The following is a 19,877-nucleotide window of genomic DNA, read 5'->3' as shown; positions in this document are numbered from 1 at the left end:
ACCGGAGACCGCCCCCTCATGACTCATCGGACCCTCCATCGGCGGACCGCCTTCCTGTCCCTGGCCCTCGCCGCCATGATCGGGTTCGCGCCCGTGGCACGGGCCGCCGACGACAACACGGTCTATCTCGACACCAAGGATGGCCGCGTCACCATCGAGCTGCGCCCCGATCTCGCGCCGCAGCACGTGGCCCAGCTCAAGACCCTCATCAAGAAGGGCTTCTATGACGGGCTGAAGTTCCATCGCGTCATGGACGGGTTCATGGCCCAGACCGGCGACCCGAAGGGCAACGGCACGGGCGGTTCGTCCCTGCCGAACATCCCGGCCGAATTCTCGCAATCGCCGTTCCGGCGCGGCACGCTCGGCATGGCCCGCTCGTCGGATCCGAACTCGGCGAACTCGCAGTTCTTCATCTGCCTCGGCGATGCGCCGTTCCTGAACGGCCAGTACACCGTGATCGGGCTCGTCTCCTCCGGCATGGATGTCGTCGACAAGATCAAGAAGGCCGCCGCGGGCGCTCCGGGCGGCGCGGTCCAGAACCCCGACAAGATCGTGAAGATGCAGATGGCCCAAGGCGCGAAATGAGCGGAGGCGCGACAGTGAGGCGCCCGACGCGCCTCGCCGTCGTCGCGTCGGCGGTCGCCATCCCGTTCGCGGCGGCTTTTGCAGGAGCCGCCCTGGCAGCGTCCGGCCTGCCCCTGGCGCTGCCCGGGACATTGCGGTCCACCGTGCAGGTGCCGGAGGGTGGCATCGCCGCGAGTCCGGCCGACACGCTGAAGGATCTCTATCCGAGGCTGGCCGCCTGCTGGGAGATACCGCAGGGCCTCGCCGGCTTCCCGCGTACCGAGATCACCGCCCGTTTCGCGCTCCGCCGCGACGGGTCCGTCATCGGCGAGCCTCGCATCACCTTCTCGATGCAGAATGCCGATCAGCGCGGCAGGGACATCCTGACCCGCTCGACCCTCGACGCGATCCGGCGCTGCACGCCGGTCGCGATCACGCCGGCGCTCGGCGCCGCCATCGCGGGGCGCCCGATCGCCCTGCGGTTCATCTACCAAGGTCCCCAGGGACAAGGAGTCTGACCCCATGGCCGATACCGAAACCCTCATCCTCGAAACCACCAAGGGCCGCGTCGTCATCGGGCTGCGCCCGGATCTCGCCCCCAACCATGTCGAGCGTCTCAAGACGCTGGCGGGACAGGGATTCTACGACGGCGTGCCGTTCCACCGCGTCATCGACGGGTTCATGGCCCAGACCGGCGACCCGACGGGCACCGGCTCGGGCGGTTCCGACCTGCCGGACCTGAAGGCCGAGTTCAACGACGAGCCGCATGTGCGCGGCACCTGCTCGATGGCCCGCACCAACTTCCCGCATTCGGCCAATTCGCAGTTCTTCCTCTGCTTCGGCGACGCCCGCTTCCTCGACAAGCAGTACACGGTCTGGGGCAAGGTGACCGAAGGCATGGACGTGGTGGACAGCCTCAACAAGGGCGAGCCGCCCCGCTCGCCGGACAAGATCGTCAAGGCCACGGTCGGCACCGCCTGAGCCGGTCGATCCGTCGATGAAAAGGGCGTCCGCGCGTGACCCGCGCGGACGCCCTTTCTCGTTTGTGGGGCCCAGCTCCGCGCGTTACATGAAAACGGCGATTTTCCTGTAACGCGGGTACGAGCCATGCCGTCCATCGATGCCGCCGCGCAGACGGTCTTCGCCGATCTCAATCAGCGCTGCGCCGATGCGGAGTTCGACCGCGACTTTCCCGAGAACGGCAAGTTCATCAGGCGCACCATCAAGGCGCGCGAATACTGGTACTATCAGGGCTACGATGCCGCCACCGGCACGAAGTCCAACCGCTATGTCGGCACCGTAGCGGATTCCGAGACCACGCGCCGGGTCGAGGCCCATGACCGCCAGCGGGTCGATTACCGCACCCGTATCGACGCGGTTCGCATGTTGCGGAGCGCCGGGTTTCCGACCGCGGACGCCCTGACGGGCCGGGTCGTCGAACGTCTGGCGCAGGCAGGCTTCTTTCGGCTGCGTGGGGTCCTGGTCGGCACGGTGGCGTTCCAGACCTATCCGGGCCTCGTCGGGGAGCGCCCGATGAGAGCGCTCAGGACCGGCGACATCGATCTCGCACAGGATTACGGCATCTCGGTCGCGATCGGAGAGAGCATGCCTCCCGTTCACGAGGAACTTCAGGCCATAGATGCGAGCTTCCGTCCGGTGCCGAACCTGTCGCGGCCGGACCGCACGAGCGCTTTCGCGAACGCCGATGGGTTTCGGGTGGAGTTTCTCGTGTCGAACCGTGGCTCGGACGATCTGACCGGCGCGCTCGTCCCGATGCCGGCCCTCGGCGGTGTCAGCGCCCAGCCGCTTCGCTATCTCGATTTCCTCATCAGAGACCCGGTTCGCTCGACGCTGCTCCATGCCGGCGGGATCTCCGTCACGGTGCCTGCTCCAGAGCGCTACGCCGTTCACAAACTCATCGTGGCGAACGAGCGGACCGAGCGTGAGAAACAGGCGAAGGACCTAACTCAGGCAGGCTTCTTGATCGCGGCCCTGGCCAGGAACCAGCCCGTTGCCCTGGCAGCCTCCTGGGTCGAGGCGTGGAGCCGAGGTCCCTCCTGGCGCCGTCACCTGGAAACAGGCGTCGCTCGCCTCGACGAGACCGGGCGCATCGCCATCACGCAAGCCGTCTGCGCGCATGGCGGAATGCTGGGCTACGAGCCGACGCAGGTCGGGTTTCCCGCATCTTCCCCGTAGCGGTCACCGATCGGCGTGACGAAGCAACGCCTCCGCCAGCGCCAGATCCTCCGGCGTGTTGATGTTCAGGAATGGGTCGACCGGGTCTGCCGGCCAGTCCACCGCCACGGCTCCGTGACGGCGGAGGAACGCGCCGACACGCCGTTCGCCGCGCTCCACCAGGGCCGTCCGAAGATCCTCGCGCAGGGACACCGCGCAGAGCGCCACGGTAAAATGCTCCCGCCCGGCCGATGAGGCCATGGCGATGGGGGAGCCGGACAGTCCGGTCCAGAGGCGGTCCACCAGGTCGAGGGGCAGGAACGGCGCATCGCCCGTGACGCTGGCCACATGCGTCGCGGAGGGGTGATGCGAGGCGGCGTGGTCGAGGGCGGCGAGGATGCCGGCGAGCGGCCCCGGATGGTCGGGCACCCCGTCCGGCACGATTGGGCCGGGGAATTCCGCGAACCGGGCCGGGTCGCCATTGGCGTTGAGGACGATGCCGAGACCGCATTGAGGCGCGAACCGCTCCACCACCCGGTCGACGAGGGTGCGGCCCGCCAGAATTCTCAGCGGCTTGTCGCCGCCGCCCATCCGGCGGGACAGGCCGCCGGCCAGGATCACGCCGAGCACGGGCTCCACGCCGGGCTACTCGATGACGATGCGCGGCGCAGCGCGGGGGGCGGGCCCGCCGGTGAGGTTGGCCCAGAGCTGCGCGGCGATGCCGCGATAGACCTTCGCGTGCGGCCCGTCCGGGTCCACCGCCACCACGGGACGGCCGGAATCGGAGGTCTCCCGGATGGTCATGTCGAGCGGGACCTCGCCGAGGAACGGCACGTCGAGCCGCGCGGCCTCGTCGCGGGCGCCGCCATGGCCGAAGATGTGCGAGGCATGGCCGCAATTCGGGCAGATGAAGGTCGCCATGTTCTCGATGACGCCGAGGATCGGCACCGAGACCTTGCGGAACATCGTCACCCCGCGCCGCGCGTCGATCAGCGCGAGATCCTGCGGCGTCGAGACGATGACGGCCCCGGAGAGCGGCGTCGCCTGGGCCATGGTGAGCTGGGCGTCGCCGGTGCCCGGCGGCATGTCGACCACCAGGATGTCGAGCTCGCCCCAGGCGACCTCGCGCAGCATCTGGGTGATGGCGGATTGCACCATCGGGCCGCGCCAGATCATCGCCGTCTCGGGCTCGATCAGGAAGCCGATGGACATCACCTTGATGCCGTAGCCGTCCATCGGCGCGAGCAGGCGCTCCTCGATCACTTTCGGCTTGCCGGACAGGCCGAACAGCTTGGGCACCGAGGGGCCGTAGATGTCGGCATCGAGCAGCCCGACCTTCAGCCCCTGCGCCGAGAGGGCGAGGGCTAGGTTGCAGGCGGTGGTGGACTTGCCGACGCCGCCCTTGCCGGAGGCGACCGCCACGATGTGGCGCACGCCGGGCAAAGCAGGGCCGGTGCGGGGAGGCGCGGGTCGTCCCGGCTGGGGCGGTTGCGGTGCCGTGGCTTGGGTCGGCGGGGCGGGCTGGTTCGGGCCGCGCTCCGAGGTGAGGCTGGCGAAGACGCCGGAGACGCCCGCCATGGCCAGGACGGTGCCCTCGGCCTTGCGCCGGACCGGCTCGAAACGCTCCGCCTCGCTCGGGTCGATCAGGATCGAAAACATGACCCGGTTGGTGGGGTCGACCACCACCTGGGACAGGCGGCCCGATGCGGGCAGCGTGGTCCCGCCGGCATCGACGGTGACGGCGGATAGCGCCTTGAGCACGTCGTCGCGAGTGATGGCCAAGATGTTTCTCCAGGCAAGACTAATGGGCGGGCGGCCCGAACGTTACCTTGCATGTAACCGACGGCAATCAGAACGCCAGACCCGTTGCGGTCTCACCCCGCCGATATGCACGGAGCGGGCGGCTTCAGCGGCGGCGCTCGGGCGGGATGGCGATGAGGTTGCACCGCTCCATCGGGCCCCTGACCACCGACCCGTCGCCGCGCCGATACATCCCGTTGCGGAGATGGCGGCATCCGGGCGGGCCGGGGAGACGCTTCACCCGCTGGATATGGACGCTGCCGTAGCGCCGGTTCGAGAAATCGTGGCCGCCGATCCGCACGCCGGGACCGAAGCGGACTTGCGCCGCGACGGGCGCGGTGAGGAGGGGAAGGGAGCAGGCCGCACCCAGGAGCAGGTTGAGGATTCCCCGGATCGGGACGGGCAAAGACATTCTTCCTCTTCTTCCTCCGGTGCTGAACCAAGCGAGCCCTGGCCCGTTGTGAGTGCAGCCTTCAGGGCCGGCCCGCGACCGGGACAGCCGTGCCCTGAGACGGACGACAGATCTTCAGGAGACCCGTTTCATGCATCAAGGCAACCACCGCGACCACGAGGGCGCGAAGAAGCTGTTCGAACTCGTCAAGGACATCAAGGTCGCTATGATGACCACGGCGGATCAGGACGGGAAGCTCTACAGCCGCCCGATGTGGAGCCAGGATACCGACGAGAACGGCGACATCTGGTTCTTCACCAAGCTGCACTCGCCCAAGACCGCTGAGATCAGCAAGGACAACCAGGTCAACCTCGCTTATTCCGACCCGTCGAGCCAGACCTACGTCTCCATCGCCGGCAAGGCCGAGATCGTCACCGATCAGGCCCTCGTCGACGAGAAGTGGAGCGAGAGCATGAAGACCTGGTTCCCCAATGGCAAGGACGACCCGGAAGTCGCACTCATCCGCATCCACCCGGAGAAGGGCGAGTATTGGGACAGCCCCAACGCCACGGCCCTGCACATCTACGGCTACGTGAAGGCCGCCCTCACCGGCGAATCGCCCAAGACCGAGACCAAGAAGGTCGATCTCGCCTGATCCCTGTCGACGAGACGGACCACGAGGGCGGTCATCCCGAACGGGTGGCCGCCCTTCTACGTGAGGAGGCATCGAGCAGTCGCCACGGGCGCCTTCTCATGGAAGGCAGGTCGGTGGCAGACATCGATTTGCTCGACGAAAACCCATTTGTCGCCCCCCGTCATCCCGGGGCCGCGCAGCGGAGCCCGGGATCCAGAAACACAATCGGTGCACGACTTTGCACCGCCAGTGGATCTGAATCGCGCGCCGCTGGCGCGCCCTCGGGTCAGGGCTTGTCGGCAGCGATCCGGAATGACGATGTGACGCCATCTGCAATCTCCCTGCTCGTAAGAAGAGGGAGCCTGCAGCTTACCTCGCCCTCCGGGGACACGAAAAAGCGGTCGGCGTGAGGCCCAGGCTAGACTTGGCCAAGCCGGGCAGGGGAACCGATCTAAGCTCGAGCCAACCGTAGGATCAGTTAACGATTGGCCTGCGGCGTTTCTCTCACGCCGTCATGCCGGGCCGCCGAAGGCGAGCCCGGACCCGAAGGGCTAGGCCCCAGGCATACCATCCGGAACCCGAGGCTTTGCCATGTCAGCCCAGGGCGCGGCTCTGGATTCCGGGCTCCGCTGCGCGGCCCCGGAAAGACGGAGATGGGCCAGTGAACGTCATGCCATACCGCTTCGACATGAGATCGACCCCCGCCATTCACCGCCCGTCCGATTGACTCGCGCCCGAGGCCCGTGCGCTCTTCGCCGGCGAGCGGGCGCCCGGGTCCCGCGCCGGATCCCTCCCGACCATGCTCGATCTCGCGACGCGGGTTTACAACCACAATTTCAAGATCGACCCGATCATCCGGTCGCTGCTCGATACCGATTTCTACAAGCTCCTGATGGCACAGACGATCTTTCGCCGCCATCGCGACGCAGACGTGACCTTCGGCATCCAGAACCGCAGCCGTTCCGTCCGCATCGCCGATTTCGTCGATGTGGGGGAATTGCGCGAGCAGCTCGATCACGCCCGCACCGTTCGCCTGAGCCGGGGGGAGTCGACCTGGCTGCGCGGCAACACCTTCTACGGCAACCGCCAGATGTTCTCGGCCGATTACATGGATTGGCTCGAAGGCTTCCGCCTGCCGGACTACGAACTCGAGGCGCGCGACGGACAATACGTTCTCACCTTCCACGGTCCCTGGATCGAGACCACGATGTGGGAAGTGCCGGCGCTCGCCATCCTCAACGAGCTGCGCTCGCGCGGGATTCTGCGCGGGCTCGGCAAGTTCGAGCTGCAGATCCTCTACGCGCGGGCGATGACGCGGGTCTGGGAGAAGATCGAGCGGCTGAAACGCCTGCCGGGCCTCTCCATCGCCGATTTCGGCACCCGACGCCGCCACGGATTCCTGTGGCAGGATTGGTGCGTCGAGGCGATGCGCGAGGGCCTGGGCGAGGCCTTCCTCGGCACGTCGAACTGCCTCATCGCCATGCGCCGCGAGGTCGAGGCGGTGGGCACCAACGCCCATGAACTGCCGATGGTCTACTCGGCCCTCGCCGAGGACGACGAGGCACTGGCCCAGGCGCCCTACGACGTGCTGCGCGACTGGCAGCAGGATTACGCCGGCAACCTCCTGGTGATGCTGCCGGACACCTACGGCACCACCGGTTTCCTCGCCCATGCGCCCGAATGGATGACGGCCTGGACCGGGATCCGCATCGATTCGAAGGACCCGATCGAGGGCGGCGAGGAGGCCATCGCCTGGTGGGCATCGCGCGGCTGCGATCCGGCCTCCAAGCTCGCGATCTTCTCGGATGGGCTGGATATCGAGACGATCGTGGCGATCCACGCGCATTTCCACGGGCGGATGCGCATCGGCTACGGCTGGGGCACCCTGCTCACCAACGATTTCCGCGGGCTGGTGCCCGATCACGGGCTCGATCCGATCTCCATCGTCTGCAAGGTCATCGCCGCCAACGGCCGGCCGACCGTGAAGATCTCCGACAACCCGTCCAAGGCCATCGGCCCCGCCGACGAGGTCGCCCGCTACAAGCGCGTCTTCGGCATCGGCGAGATGGCGGAGATGCCGGTCATCGTGTGAGGTTTGCCGAGAGCGGCCCTCATCCAGGCATGCGGGAGACGGGCGGCGTGCCGTCCGTCTCCCCTGTCAGGCGCGGAGGAAGTCCGCGATCAGTGCCGGCGCGGCGGCGTCGAAGCCGACCACGTCGAGCATGCCGGCATCCTCCGGGTCGGCGATGCTGAAGCCGTTGGAGACGAGCCCCACGACCACGAGCTTGGCGTCGATCCCGGTCTTCCGCCGGTACGCGCGCAGGGCCTCCACCGGGTGGACCGGACCCGCCCACGTCTCCGAGTCGGTGTAGACCACGAAGGCGTCGGCCTGGACGTTCCGCTCGAGGGCCCAGCGCATGGGCAGCGAGCAATCCGTCCCACCGAAGGGCAGGTCGGCCGTGGCCGCCACCGCCGCGTCGAGCCGCATCGACGGCCCGATCGGCAGCGCGGTCAGCGCCGTGCCCTCGTTCCGGCGTCGGCCGGCACCGGCCGTGAAGCCGACGACCTGCCAGTGCTCCTCGGTCGCCGCGGTGACGAGCGCCATCGCGGCGGCCGCCTCACGCGGGGTGAGCGAAGACCCGGCCACGCCTCCCGTCGCCATGGACCCCGACACATCGAGGGCCAGGACGAGACGCTTGCCGGTGGGCGTCACCGACGCGAACGCCGTGTAGAACGCGGCGTTCAGCGCCTCGACGATGGCGGCCACCGGCTCCCAGGAGAGCCGGCCGCGCTCACCCCGCCCCGACGCGTAGGTCTTGAGCGCCATGAGCAGCGCCATCGGATGGAGGCGCGCATCCAGGATGCGCGTCCGGTCCGACAGCACTGCCCGGACATGCTCGGTCCCCTCCGAGAAGGGGGCGAGCACGCCCAAGGCCGTGAGCCGCCCGAGCTGACGCACGAGGGCTCCCATCGGCATGCGCTCGATCAGCGCCTCGTTCACCGCCCGGCTCGTCATCAGTTCGGTCGGCAGCGCCTCCCACGGCAGGCCGTGCGTGCGGATCATCGCCGCGGCCGAAGCCCCGTTGACGCCCGGCGCCTGCACCGAGGCGAAGGCGTGGACGAGCGCCGGCGCCGCCTCGGCCAGGGTGCCGCGGCAGATCCAGTCGAACAGGGCGGCGCGATCCGGCTCGCCCGTCTCCGGATGAGCCAGCCGCAGCAGATCGCGGTGCGACCAGCCGTTGCGCGAACGATACTTCACTGCCTGGTAGGCAAGGGCCGCCACGGGGCGGGCGACGTACCAGTCGGCCACCGCGCGGCGCAGGCCACGGCCCCAGCCGCGCATCGCCTCGACGGCGGACGCGAACTGGAACAGGTGCGTCCCCGTGCGGCAGACGCGCGGAAGGGCGGCCAGAGCGGCCCGGCGGGTGGCGAGGGCATGCTCGCCCTCCGCCGAGGCGGCGAGCGCCAGGGCGAAGATCGCCGGATCCTGCTTCGGAGCCCGTCCGGCCTCGCTCACCGCCACGATGGCGGCGACCACGCGCGGGCCGTCTTCCGCGAGGCACCGCAGCACGGCCCGGGCATTGTCGCGCGTCAAAGCGACGGGGCCGGCATAGTACGAGCCGCCCTCGGAGCCGAGCACCAGGAAGCGATCGAGCCGCGTCCAGTCGCTCACCGGGAAGGCGTGTCCGCCGGCCGAGTTCGGCACGGTACGGGGAATGGGCTCCGACTGCGGATTGCGCCGGAGCGAGAACAGCTTGGCATAGGACATCATCGCTCGCTCCTTCCTCCACGGGGCCTCGTGCCCGGTGGTTCGTTGGGGCCGCGCGGGCATGGGTCAGTGGCAGGAGGGGTCTTTGCTCTACCGTCTGAGCTACGGGCATCGCTGCCCGGCGGGAGTCGAACCCGCGACACAAGACGTCGATAATCCTGCCGCGTCGGCCCGCGCGGCCGATGGGGTGATCCGCTCGCCGATCCGGGTCGGCCATGCGGGCATGTGTTCGAGGGACGGTGTCATGAGCTTCGGGACCGCGACGGCCCCGGCGGAATTCGAATCCGCGACCTCCGCGAGGCGAGCCCCGCGGCGCTCTACCGATAACCGTCCCCTGTCGGCCCGCACGGACCGCTCGGGTTCCGGCGCGGGCGCTCGGACGCGAGCCAGGAGGCCCGCACCGCGCGAAGGCGACGGAAACGTCGACGATGAGGGATTGTCGGTGAACCCGGCCTATGGCCGCGCGGACATGGTCGAGGCGAACGGATCGGCCGCGAGGCCGTCGGGGGGTCGAACCCCAGGGCTCGAAAGCCCTTCATCCCAAAGATAACCGTTCGTCAGCGGCCCGCGCGGAGCGCCGGATCAAAGACGGGTCGGTCGCCGGCTTTCGCCCCCGAGACAGGCGAACGCGGCGACGCTTAGGTCGACTTTCTTCATGCGTTGCTCCGTCCGTGGCAGGGACCGAATGGCGAGGGACGCGGACATGTCGAATGGGGCTCGGGCGGTTTCACATGAGAGGTGATAACCGAGCCCCCCGCCGGCCCGCGCCGGTGAGGCAATCCGGTCTGCCGGTCATGAACGATCGAGGACGACTGGGCCTCGAGGCCCCCACGGCTCGCGACCGCGGACGTCGGAAATGGTGCGATAACCCTCGATCACCGGCCCGGCAGGCCGATGGCGGGGTGATTAGAGTCGCGCTCCGGTCCAGTCAAGGCGAAACTTGAAAAATCTTACAGTTCGGTCCATCTCCTGAGCATGATCACATCCGCTCAGATCCGCGCCGGGCGCGGGTTGCTGAAATGGACGCAAGGGACGCTCGCGGCGCGGGCCTCCCTCTCCATCGTCACTCTCAACATGATCGAGAGCGACCAGGTCGCCCCGCGCAACCGAACGCTCGACGCTATCCGCAACGCCCTCGAAGGGGAGGGCGTCCGTTTCATCGGCGACGAGGACGAAGGGTTCGGGGTGATGCTGCGGGCGCGGCCGGCACGGGCCGCATGAGCCGCCGCATCGACCTCAACGCCGATCTCGGCGAGGGCTACGGACCCTACACGCTCGGCGACGACGCAGCGCTCCTCGATCTCGTCACCTCGGCCAACGTCGCCTGCGGCTTCCATGGCGGCGATCCCGCGATCATGGTCGCCACCGCCTCGGCGGCCAAGGCTCGCGGCGTGTCTATCGGCGCCCATCCGGGATTTCAGGATCTTCGCGGTTTCGGTCGTCGTGTCATCGCCGAGAGCGCGGGGGAGATCGAGGCCGGGGTGGCCTACCAGATCGGCGCGCTCCAGGCCTGTGCGGCCCTCGGCCATCATCGCGTCACCCATGTGAAGGCGCACGGAGCCCTCGCCAACCTGTCGAACTCCGATGCGGATGTGGCGAAGGCTCTGGCGCGGGCGGTCCTCGCCGTCGACCGGACTCTGCCCCTGGTGGTGATGCCGGGCCTCGCGGCCGAGCGCGCGGCTCTCGATGCCGGTCTCGCCGTGGTGCGGGAAATCTATGCCGACCGGGCCTATGCCGACGATGGGCAACTCTGCGCGCGCTCACTTGCCGGGGCCGTGATCCACGATGCGGCCGAGGCGGCGGCGCGGGTCCGCCGCATGGTGGAGGAGGGCGCGGTGATCACCCTGTCCGGCCGCCGGATCGCAGTGTCGATCGATACGATCTGCGTCCATGGGGATACGCCACGAGCGGTGGAGACGGCGCGCGCGGTCAGGCTCACCCTCGGAGAAGCGGGCTTCGCACTGGCCGCGTTCAACGCCGCCTGATGCCGGAATGAATGCAAAGCTTGCAGGAAGCAGGGATCGTTTCCCGCCGATACTCCGTTCCTCATGGCGATTACGCTGGCGAGATTGCCGCGACATCGTGTGCGTAGCGTTGAGACGGAACCGACATGGCGACAACCACCCCGGCTGAAGCCGCATCGCCGCAGGCGCCGAAGGCGGGGTCCGCGGGTGCCAAGAGTTCCACGAGTGGCAAAACCGGCATTTCTCGTGCGACACCTCTGCGGGATCAGATGCTGCCGCCCCGGGCAACGCGCATCGCGGCGGCCGAATCGCTCCCGCCCTCGCTGGTTTCGCCCCTCATCGTCACCGCGCTGATCGTCTCCGGCCTCTATATCGGCCGCGACGTCCTCATTCCCATCGCCATCGCGGTCCTGCTCTCCTTCGTGCTGGGCCCCATCGTCTACCTGTTGCGGCGCCTGCGCTTCGGGCGGTTCCTGTCGGTGGCGACCTCCGTCGTCATGGCTCTCGGGGTCGCGGCGGCTTTGGCCACCCTCATCGGAGTCCAGCTGGCGGATCTGGCCAAGGATGTGCCCCGCTACCGCGCGACCATCGAGCAGAAGGTCGAAGGCCTGCGCGATAGCCCGGCCGGGCGGATGGCCGATTACGTCGCCAATATCGGCCGGACCATGCACCAGGGCGGGGAGGAGAGCACGAAGCCCGAGACTCCGAAGCCCGAGGCCGGGAAGCCCAACGCTCCGCCGCCCGAGAAACCGGTCCTCGTCGAGATGAAGGAGCGGGCGCCGGACCCGCTGGCGCTGGCCAACACCATCCTGTCGCCGATCCTGCATCCGCTGGCCACAATCGGCATCGTCTTCATCGTGCTGCTGTTCCTGCTGATGCAGCGCGAAGATTTGCGCGACCGAATGATCCGCCTCGTCGGGTCGAGCGATCTCCACCGGACCACCGTGGCGATGGACGACGCCGCGCGGCGTCTCAGCCGCTACTTCCTGGTCCAGCTCGCGCTCAACGCCGCCTTCGGCCTGGTGATCGGGATCTGTCTCTCCGTCATTGGCGTGCCCAACCCGGCCCTCTGGGGCATCTTCTCGGCGCTGATGCGGTTCGTCCCCTATATCGGCGCGGCCCTGGCGGCCCTGTTCCCCCTGGCGCTGGCGGCGGCGGTCGATCCCGGCTGGTCGATGGTCATCGCCACCCTGGCGGTGTTCCTCATCCTCGAACCGCTGACGGGGCATGTCATCGAGCCGATGCTCTATGGCCAGTCTACCGGCATGTCGCCCTTCGCCGTGCTGGTCTCGGCGCTGTTCTGGACATGGCTGTGGGGGCCGGTCGGCCTGCTGCTGTCGACGCCGCTCACCGTCTGCCTCGTCGTTCTCGGCCGCCATGTGGACAAGCTCGAATTCCTCGACGTGCTGTTCGGCGACCGGCCTGCCCTGACCCCGGTGGAGAACTTCTACCAACGCATCCTCGCCGACGACCCGGAAGAGGCCGAGGAGCATGCCGAGCTGATCCTCAAGGAGTGCTCACTCTCCTCCTATTACGACGACGTGGTGCTGAAAGGCCTCGAGCTCGCTGCCCGCGACGCGGCCCGCGGTGTGCTCACCCCGGAGCAGAAGAACGATATCCGGGACACGGTCGCGGTCCTCATCGCCGGGCTCGACCGCCGGGAGACCGAGGTGCCCGACGACGACTTCGCCATTCCCGACGACATCCCCGAGGCCTGGAAGCAGGACGGTGCGGTCCTATGCGTGACGGGGCGCAGCTTCGTCGACGAATCGGCCTGCTCGATCCTGGCCCAACTCCTGAGCAAGCGCGGCATCGGCACGCGAATCGTGCCCTTCTCCGATGTGGCGCGAGCCCAGATAGACAGTTTCGACCCCGGCCCGGCCCGGATGATCTGCATCGTGTCGCTCGCCATCAGCGGGGAGCCGACGCATCTACGCCGCCTCGTCGGGCGGCTGAAGCGGCGCATGCCGGACCTGCCCATCGTCGTCGGCCTGTGGCAGGCGGATCACGAGATCCTCAACGACGAAGGTCAGCGCGCGGCGATCGGCGGCGACGTGCACGTCTCGTCCCTCGATTCCACATTGCAGGCCGTCCTCGCCCAGGCCGGCACGATTGTGGGAGCCGACAAGGCGGGCTCGTCCGCGCCCGAGCCACCGCCATCGGCCCCCGTCACGGCCGCCCTGGCGACCTGACGGAAGAGGCCGTCCGTTGCGGTCGAAAGGCCGGGCGATGGCGGTCGAACCACCGGCGTCATGGCGGTCGTTCGGGGCGTGTCGGGCTTGACGCGGCCGGCCCATCGTCGCTTCCGTGGCGGACACGGTTCGGACAGGAGGCCCGTCGATGAGCGTCGTCGATCTCGCACGGTTCATGGAAGATCTCGCCACCGAGTCGGGTCAGGCCATCCTGCCCTTCTTCCGCGCTTCGTTCGGCATGGACGACAAGGGCAGGGGCACCGGCGCCTTCGATCCGGTCACCGAAGCCGACCGGGCGGCAGAGACCATCCTGCGCGGCCGGATCAGGAGTACCTTTCCCACCCACGGCATCGTCGGCGAGGAGTTCGGCTCCGACCATGCGGATGCCGAATGCGTCTGGGTCCTCGACCCGATCGACGGCACCCGCGCCTTCATCACGGGGCTCCCCACCTGGGGAACGCTGATCGGCCTGCTCCATGACGGCGTGCCGGTGCGCGGGCTGATGAACCAGCCCTATCTCGGCGAGCGCTTCGTGGGCGATGGAGCCAGTGCCACGTTCCACGGCATTCGCGGCCCGCGCAAGCTCATGACCCGCCGCTGCGAGCGCCTCGCCGATGCGCTGCTCGCCACCACGGACCCGCGCCTGTTCGCGCCGGGCGACGAGCAGGATCGCTTCCAAAGCATTGAGGGCGCGGTGCGGATGTCGCGCTACGGCACCGATTGCTACGCCTATTGCATGCTCGCGGCGGGGCAGATCGACCTCGTGGTGGAGGCCGGCCTAAAGCCGCACGACATCGTCGCGCTGATCCCGATCATCGAGGGTGCCGGCGGTGTCATCACCGCCTGGGATGGCAGTTCGGCCGCGAAAGGCGGCCGCATCGTCGCCGCCGGGGACGTCCGGCTACACGCCGCGGCCCTGCGCCACCTCAACCCGTGAAGTCCTGAACCGCGCGGGTTCTAGGGCAGCATTGCGGCAGCGGCTGACCGCCCCGTATCGGCGTGCTCCACTCGCGACGGCGTGACCACCGACCCCGGCACGAAGGCATCGAAAGCCGCCCAGAAATCATCCCGGATCGCGTCACGCTCCGAGAGGATCTCATGCCGGGCATCGGGCAGGACGAGGAGAAACCCGGAGGAAAGGCGGCCGACGAACCGCTCCGTGATGGCGGTATCGCAAACAGGGTCGGCGCCAGCGCCGATCACGAGGATCGGGATGCGGATCGAGGCGGCCTTTCGCGGATCGGCGAGCTTCTCCATCGCCCTGAACGCACCGACGATCCAGGCCACGCTTGGGTCGCCCACGGCGCCAGTGCCCACCGCCCGGGCCGCCTGGGCATTGCGTTCATAGCGGGCGGAATCACCCGAGAGTCGGTTTCCTGCAAACGGTTTCGTCGCCATCGAGGTCGGTTTGCCGAACGGGATATAACTGCGCCCGAGCCCCAGCGCATGCAGCAGACGGGCGAGAAAGAAGGACGCCGCCGGGAAACGGATCATCCGGATCGACAACATCGGTGCCACGGTCACGAGACGGGCGAAGGGGAGCCATCCGTCCATCGCACCGGTCAAAGCCACGGCGCCACCCATTGAATGGGCGAGGCCCATATGCGGATGTGGCATCAACGGCCGCAGGATCGCTTCCTCTATCGCTTTGAGATCGTGGCGATAATTGTCGAACCGTGCGACGTGGCCACGATGCGCATCGGTGACTTGCCGCTGCGATTCGCCCTGACCACGCCAATCGAACGCTACGACCGCGAAGCCGCGCCGGCGCAGATCCGTGATGGTTTCGTAGTACTTTTCGATGAACTCGGCCCGGCCCTGAAGCAGGCACACCGTCCCTTTGGCGAGGCGCGTTGTGGGGCGCCAGTGAACCGCCCTCAGCCGTACTCCGTCATCCGTCTGAACAGAGACCAGTGTTCCCCCCGGGGGAACTGGATTTCCGGGGGTGGAAGCAAGGCTCAGCATGGGCGGGGTCCGAACAAGAGGAGCAGCATCAAAATTTCCATGCAACGGGGTATCCAAACTCTTGAAGCCTATCGCTACGCCTCCGATATTGGAGGAGCGCCGGCCGATACGGCGGCGCAATAGTCCGGCCCTTTGGGCGGACGATAACGTTACATGTTGCTTCCTACGGAGAATATGTCATGCGCCAGTTCGATCTTGCTCCCCTCTATCGTTCTACTGTCGGCTTCGACCGTTTGTTCTCGGCCCTCGATCAATTCGTGAGCGCCGACGCGGTCCCGACCTACCCACCCTACAACATCGAGCGCACAGGCGAGAACGCTTACCGCATCACGGTCGCGGTAGCAGGCTTCACCGAAGCAGACCTTACCATCGAGGTGAAGGAAAACGCTCTCTCGCTCAAAGGTGAGCGTAAGCCGGATGCCAGCCGAAAGGTCGAGGTTCTGCATCAGGGCATCGCCGCCCGTGGCTTCGAGCGTCGGTTCCAGCTTGCCGATTACGTGCAGGTGACGGGCGCAGCCCTGGAGAACGGGTTGCTCCATATCGATCTCGTCCGCGAGATTCCGGAGGCCAAGAAGCCTCGCCAGATCCAGATCGCCACGTCGGCTGCCACCAAGGCACCCGTGATCGAGGGTCAGGTGCAAGAAGCGGCCTAATCGATCGTCTTTTGATAGAGAGCGCCCCGATCCCCTGGTCGGGGCGCTCTTGCGTGTCAGAACCCGTCGAACCGGTCTCCTCGGCCGGGCTCCCTGCATCGATAGCCAATGAAGCAATCCGGCGTGTCGCGCGTGGGCGCATAGGCGGGGATTGTGATCTCGGTCACTTCGCAAGCACCCCGGTCACGCACGAAACGGTCATAGGTCGCTCCACCCGTCCCAAGAACGATGCCGCGGTTGCGCGACACGACGGATCGGGCCTCTGGGCACGTCATATCGAGTGTGGATGCCCGTTGCGCGATAGCCGGCGAAGCGACGCCGATCGCGGCACACATGCCGCAGATGGACTTGAAGATCCTGACCACAATCCGATGCCCCCGTGTTCGACGACGCGAGAGCACCGCCCGACCAGGGTAACTCGAAGCCGATCAGCCAAGTTTCACAGGGGCTTCACAGGTCTCCGAAGGCGAGTTGTCCCTGTGGGCTCTGCCTAGGACGAGCAGCTATCGGCCGGTCCTTACGGACCGTAGGCTTCGGCGCGGTTCGCTGCGTTTTCGGCTCGCCGCGCATCCTAGCCTTTGCCTTGTCGCGGGCTACGGCTTCGGGAGCCTGCGGATCCTCGTTCAGCCACTTGCCGCGCTTGATGACCTCGTTGACCCGTCCCTGGTTCACGCCGACCTTGAAGGCGATCTCCTGCTGGGTCATTCCCGTGGAAGCGTGAAGGTCGAGGATGGCCCGGGCCAGTTCCGGTGTCATCTTCTGCCCCGTGAGGCGTCTCGCCGGCTTGATCGTCCGGGTCGCTCGATCGCGCTCGCGCAGGCGCTGCAGCAGGGCCAGCGCCATGTTCATACCCTGCTCTCGCAGGGCCTCCTCGAATTCCTTCAACGTCGCCATCGTCGGCTTCCTCGTTGCCGTCGCGGCCGGACCTTAGGACCTGCCCGCCACCGAGAGAACGATCGGGCATGCGCCAAGGTTGCGACGGACGCCATTAGTCGATCGAGCATGGTTGAGCCGGCACAGGGCCGATGGCAACCGGGTGAAGACTTCATCCACTACTAATCCGCCGCACGTCACTCTCGGTAGCGTCGCTGTTCCAGCGCGCGTCATCGCCCGTGAAGGGACCGACTCGTACTCATTCCGTAGTGACTGGCCCTTACCGTCTTACCTTTGACGGCCAACCCTTGGCGGAAAGCCCGGGCTTCGGCTAAACCGCGCGGCACACGCGGCTTTCGAGGACGCTTCCCCAATGATCAGCCCGATCCTTTCCGTCGCCCGCGACGGGTCAGCGCCCGGCGCTCCCTCCCTCGTCGAAGCCTTGGAGAACGGGTCGGTCCTGGTCTTCCATGACGAGGACTTCCCGTTCAGCGATTTCGAAAAGCGCTTCGTCGAACGACCCTTCGCTGACGGCAAGGCCAAGAATGTGAACATCCGCGGCAAGGAGGCCGCCCTGAGAGGTGCCGCCGGGACGCCGGAGGAACAGGAAGCGCTGCGTCAGCTTCTCATCCGCTACAAGGCCTTCGCCCAAGGGCTCATCGACCGCCATCTGCCGGCCTATACCGGCAAAGTCACGCTGGCTGGCACCTCCTACCGTCCGTTCGAGGTGGATCAGCGCAAGCTCAGTTGGCGCCGCGACGACACCCGTCTGCATGTGGATGCCTTTCCGTCGAATCCGATCGGCGAGAAGCGCATCCTGCGTATTTTCCGCAACATCAACCCCAACGGCCAACCGCGCCTGTGGCGGGTAGGCGAAGATTTCGGCTCGATGGCTGAAAAATTCTTGCCGCGCTTGCCGGGCTACTCGCCGCTATCCGCGCGGCTGTTGGCCACGCTGCGTATCACCAAGGCGCGCCGCTCCGAATACGACCACCTGATGCTTCATCTCCATGACGCGCTCAAGCAGGACATGGAGTACCAGCAGAAAGGTCCCCAGGCCGATGTGCAATTTGCACCGGGCCAGACCTGGGTGACGTTCTCGGACCTCGTCATGCACGGCGCCATGGGCGGCCGCTACATGCTGGAACAGACGGCCTACCTGCCCGTCACGAGCCAAGCGGATCCGGAACTCAGCCCACAGCGGATCCTTGCCAAGAAACTCGGCCGCAAACTGCGTTGAGATTTCACCGATACAGAAACCGAGTTTAGGGCCACGCCATGATCCTCGAAATCGCACAGATCGAAATCAAAGCCGGCATGGAAGCTGATTTCGAGGCGAACATCGCCAAGGCATCCGAAATCTTCAAGGTCGCCAAGGGATGCAGGAGCTTCGCTGTTCGTCGTTCCGTTGAGAAGCCGCAACGCTATCGACTGCTGATCGAGTGGGAGACCCTCGCGGACCATACAGAACTCTTCACGGGCTCGCAGGCCTGGAAGGATTACCGCGCTATGGTATCCCCTTTCTTCGAGGGACCGCCGAGCGTCGAGCATACGGAACTGACCCTGCAGGCGTTCTGACGTCCAGGCCCGTCATGACCGGCGGCATCATGCCCCGAGGGGAACGGGCAGGAGGAGCAAGCTGCTGTCCGCCAGCAGCCCCGCATCATCCTAAGGAAAATGCGTATCGCGGAAACGTTCGAGCTTGCTCGAAGCCATCTCTCTTTTCGTTAGAGGTCGAAACACGATCGGCTTCCTTTCATCAGGATTCGATGATCGGGGTGGGTTAATAGATTTCCTTCACTCCCTGGCGCGCGGCTCGCGCAAAGCCTCCGCCACCGTGACAGCGGATCGCCGACTGCTTACTGAAGGATACCGTCCTCGACAGAGGCGGTCTTATCCGAAGCGTCCTTGCACAGGCGTCCATCGCCCATGATTCAGCGCCCCCTCCGCATTGGCACCCGCGGCAGCCCCATGGCTCTCGCGCAGACGGGAATGGTCCGCGACAAGATCGTGGCCGCAAATCCGGGGCTGGAAACGGAGCTGGTGGTGGTGAACACGGTCGCCGACCGCATCCTCGACCGCCCCCTGTCCGAAATCGGCGGCAAGGGACTTTTCACGAAGGAGCTTGAACAGGCCCTCTTCGCCGACGTGGTCGACGTGGCCGTGCATTCCATGAAGGATGTCGAAACCTGGCTACCCGAGGGGCTGGTCATCGCTTGCATCCTGGAACGGGACGATCCACGCGATGCATTCCTCTCCGCGCAAGCCGAGGGCTTTGCCGGCCTCGCACCAGGCGCACGCGTGGGCACTTCTTCCCTGCGCCGGGCCGCCCAGGTTCTCATGCGCAGGCCGGACCTGCGCATCGTCCCCATGCGCGGCAACGCCAACACAAGAATGCGCAAGCTCCAGGAGGGCACATGCGAGGCGACGCTTCTGGCCCTTTGCGGTCTCGAACGCCTCGGCATGGCCGACATGGCACGGAGCGTCCTGTCTGTGGACGAGATGCTCCCCGCCGTGGCGCAGGGCGCCCTCGGCATCGAATGTCGGGAGGCGGATTCCGATGTTCGAGCCCTGCTTGCCCCCCTCCGGTCCCCGACGGCCATGGCTGAACTCGATGCCGAGCGAGGTCTTCTTGCGGAGCTTGACGGGTCGTGCCGCACACCCATCGCGGCCCTGGCACGGATCGACGGCGGGGTGCTGACCCTGAACGGCCTGTTGTTCCTGCCCGACGGCAGCGCTCATTGGGCGGTCCACCGCTCTGGCGCGGTATCCGATGCGGCCGGAATCGGACAGGACGCCGGCGCCGAGCTGAAACGTGCCGCTGGCGACACCTACGCCAAGCATCTGCAATAGCTTGGCGCACGCATCGGTCGCGGGAGCTTGGTATCCGGTCGGGC

At 67.1% G+C, this 19,877-nt stretch carries 21 protein-coding genes; 14 read left to right on the top strand and 7 right to left on the bottom strand.

Annotated elements, in window-relative coordinates; all coding sequences use genetic code 11:
• The first annotated feature begins 18 nt into the window (after window positions 1-18).
• The 4 genes from ACYQR9_RS20220 to ACYQR9_RS20205 all read left to right on the top strand — a co-directional run bounded on the left by ACYQR9_RS20220 (window position 19) and on the right by ACYQR9_RS20205 (window position 2,760).
• Window positions 19-585: a peptidylprolyl isomerase gene (locus tag ACYQR9_RS20220; RefSeq protein ID WP_311273998.1), complete on the top strand. Its 567-nt coding sequence runs from the start codon at window positions 19-21 to the stop codon at window positions 583-585.
• The gene (locus tag ACYQR9_RS20215) at window positions 582-1,082 is read left to right on the top strand and encodes a hypothetical protein (protein WP_461227821.1); all 501 of its coding nucleotides are present in this window, start codon (window positions 582-584) and stop codon (window positions 1,080-1,082) included. The genes ACYQR9_RS20220 and ACYQR9_RS20215 overlap by 4 nt, the downstream gene beginning before the upstream one ends.
• 4 nt (window positions 1,083-1,086) lie before the next feature.
• On the top strand, window positions 1,087-1,545 hold the full coding sequence (locus ACYQR9_RS20210) for a peptidylprolyl isomerase (RefSeq protein WP_018043013.1): 459 nt from the start codon (window positions 1,087-1,089) through the stop codon (window positions 1,543-1,545).
• Between the two features lie 126 nt (window positions 1,546-1,671).
• Complete coding sequence (locus ACYQR9_RS20205) at window positions 1,672-2,760, top strand: nucleotidyltransferase family protein (protein WP_461227820.1); 1,089 nt, start codon at window positions 1,672-1,674, stop codon at window positions 2,758-2,760.
• A 3-nt stretch (window positions 2,761-2,763) separates the two neighbouring features.
• On the opposite strand, the gene mobA is transcribed toward ACYQR9_RS20205, so the two are convergent.
• The 3 genes from mobA to ACYQR9_RS20190 form a co-directional block, all read right to left on the bottom strand.
• Window positions 2,764-3,378 (bottom strand): molybdenum cofactor guanylyltransferase MobA, encoded by a 615-nt coding sequence (gene mobA / locus ACYQR9_RS20200; RefSeq protein ID WP_461227819.1) that lies wholly within the window; start codon window positions 3,376-3,378, stop codon window positions 2,764-2,766.
• A gap of 6 nt (window positions 3,379-3,384) precedes the next feature.
• Window positions 3,385-4,521 carry an Mrp/NBP35 family ATP-binding protein gene (locus tag ACYQR9_RS20195; RefSeq protein ID WP_461227818.1) on the bottom strand — a complete coding sequence of 379 codons (1,137 nt, stop codon included), beginning with the start codon at window positions 4,519-4,521 and terminating at the stop codon, window positions 3,385-3,387.
• 124 nt (window positions 4,522-4,645) lie between these two features.
• Entirely contained in the window at window positions 4,646-4,951 is a 306-nt protein-coding gene (locus ACYQR9_RS20190; RefSeq protein WP_200919221.1) for a hypothetical protein, read from the bottom strand.
• A gap of 130 nt (window positions 4,952-5,081) precedes the next feature.
• Between ACYQR9_RS20190 and ACYQR9_RS20185 the strand changes: the two genes are divergently transcribed.
• A complete protein-coding gene (locus ACYQR9_RS20185; protein WP_056433585.1) occupies window positions 5,082-5,585 on the top strand; it encodes a pyridoxamine 5'-phosphate oxidase family protein in 504 nt (167 codons plus the stop codon).
• Window positions 5,586-6,363: 778 nt separating this feature from the next.
• Entirely contained in the window at window positions 6,364-7,656 is a 1,293-nt protein-coding gene (pncB, locus tag ACYQR9_RS20180) for a nicotinate phosphoribosyltransferase (protein WP_461227817.1), read from the top strand.
• 66 nt (window positions 7,657-7,722) lie between these two features.
• Here the strand turns inward: pncB and ACYQR9_RS20175 are convergent, their stop codons facing one another.
• Complete coding sequence (locus ACYQR9_RS20175) at window positions 7,723-9,336, bottom strand: TROVE domain-containing protein (protein ID WP_461227816.1); 1,614 nt, start codon at window positions 9,334-9,336, stop codon at window positions 7,723-7,725.
• Window positions 9,337-10,308: 972 nt separating this feature from the next.
• On the opposite strand from ACYQR9_RS20175, the gene ACYQR9_RS20170 reads away from it, so the two are divergent.
• From ACYQR9_RS20170 to hisN, 4 genes are all read left to right on the top strand, one after another.
• On the top strand, window positions 10,309-10,554 hold the full coding sequence (locus tag ACYQR9_RS20170) for a helix-turn-helix domain-containing protein (RefSeq protein ID WP_207411386.1): 246 nt from the start codon (window positions 10,309-10,311) through the stop codon (window positions 10,552-10,554).
• Window positions 10,551-11,318: a LamB/YcsF family protein gene (locus ACYQR9_RS20165; protein WP_461227815.1), complete on the top strand. Its 768-nt coding sequence runs from the start codon at window positions 10,551-10,553 to the stop codon at window positions 11,316-11,318. Before ACYQR9_RS20170 ends, ACYQR9_RS20165 begins: the two co-directional genes overlap by 4 nt.
• A gap of 248 nt (window positions 11,319-11,566) precedes the next feature.
• Window positions 11,567-13,489 carry an AI-2E family transporter gene (locus ACYQR9_RS20160; protein ID WP_461227814.1) on the top strand — a complete coding sequence of 641 codons (1,923 nt, stop codon included), beginning with the start codon at window positions 11,567-11,569 and terminating at the stop codon, window positions 13,487-13,489.
• 148 nt (window positions 13,490-13,637) lie between these two features.
• Entirely contained in the window at window positions 13,638-14,426 is a 789-nt protein-coding gene (gene hisN / locus ACYQR9_RS20155; RefSeq protein ID WP_056433570.1) for a histidinol-phosphatase, read from the top strand.
• A gap of 20 nt (window positions 14,427-14,446) precedes the next feature.
• Here hisN and ACYQR9_RS20150 read toward each other — a convergent pair whose 3' ends face one another.
• Window positions 14,447-15,454 (bottom strand): alpha/beta fold hydrolase, encoded by a 1,008-nt coding sequence (locus ACYQR9_RS20150; protein WP_461229853.1) that lies wholly within the window; start codon window positions 15,452-15,454, stop codon window positions 14,447-14,449.
• A 179-nt stretch (window positions 15,455-15,633) separates the two neighbouring features.
• On the opposite strand from ACYQR9_RS20150, the gene ACYQR9_RS20145 reads away from it, so the two are divergent.
• Complete coding sequence (locus ACYQR9_RS20145; RefSeq protein ID WP_461222941.1) at window positions 15,634-16,107, top strand: Hsp20 family protein; 474 nt, start codon at window positions 15,634-15,636, stop codon at window positions 16,105-16,107.
• A 56-nt stretch (window positions 16,108-16,163) separates the two neighbouring features.
• Here the strand turns inward: ACYQR9_RS20145 and ACYQR9_RS20140 are convergent, their stop codons facing one another.
• Together ACYQR9_RS20140 and ACYQR9_RS20135 are read right to left on the bottom strand one after the other, a co-directional pair.
• Complete coding sequence (locus ACYQR9_RS20140) at window positions 16,164-16,442, bottom strand: hypothetical protein (protein WP_056433780.1); 279 nt, start codon at window positions 16,440-16,442, stop codon at window positions 16,164-16,166.
• 115 nt (window positions 16,443-16,557) lie between these two features.
• Window positions 16,558-17,001, bottom strand: a complete 444-nt coding sequence (locus tag ACYQR9_RS20135; protein WP_056433561.1) for a hypothetical protein — start codon at window positions 16,999-17,001, stop codon at window positions 16,558-16,560.
• A gap of 352 nt (window positions 17,002-17,353) precedes the next feature.
• Here ACYQR9_RS20135 and ACYQR9_RS20130 point away from each other — a divergent pair, with 352 nt between their 5' ends.
• The 3 genes from ACYQR9_RS20130 (at window position 17,354) to hemC (ending at window position 19,833) form a co-directional block, all read left to right on the top strand.
• A complete protein-coding gene (locus tag ACYQR9_RS20130) occupies window positions 17,354-18,220 on the top strand; it encodes a Kdo hydroxylase family protein (RefSeq protein ID WP_056433558.1) in 867 nt (288 codons plus the stop codon).
• A gap of 38 nt (window positions 18,221-18,258) precedes the next feature.
• A complete protein-coding gene (locus ACYQR9_RS20125) occupies window positions 18,259-18,558 on the top strand; it encodes an antibiotic biosynthesis monooxygenase family protein (protein ID WP_056433555.1) in 300 nt (99 codons plus the stop codon).
• A gap of 351 nt (window positions 18,559-18,909) precedes the next feature.
• Window positions 18,910-19,833 (top strand): hydroxymethylbilane synthase, encoded by a 924-nt coding sequence (gene hemC / locus ACYQR9_RS20120; protein WP_207411394.1) that lies wholly within the window; start codon window positions 18,910-18,912, stop codon window positions 19,831-19,833.
• Window positions 19,834-19,877 lie beyond the last annotated feature (44 nt).

This window comes from Methylobacterium sp. CM6241 (assembly GCF_054817845.1).
This window is presented reverse-complemented; position numbering and strand designations above follow the sequence as displayed.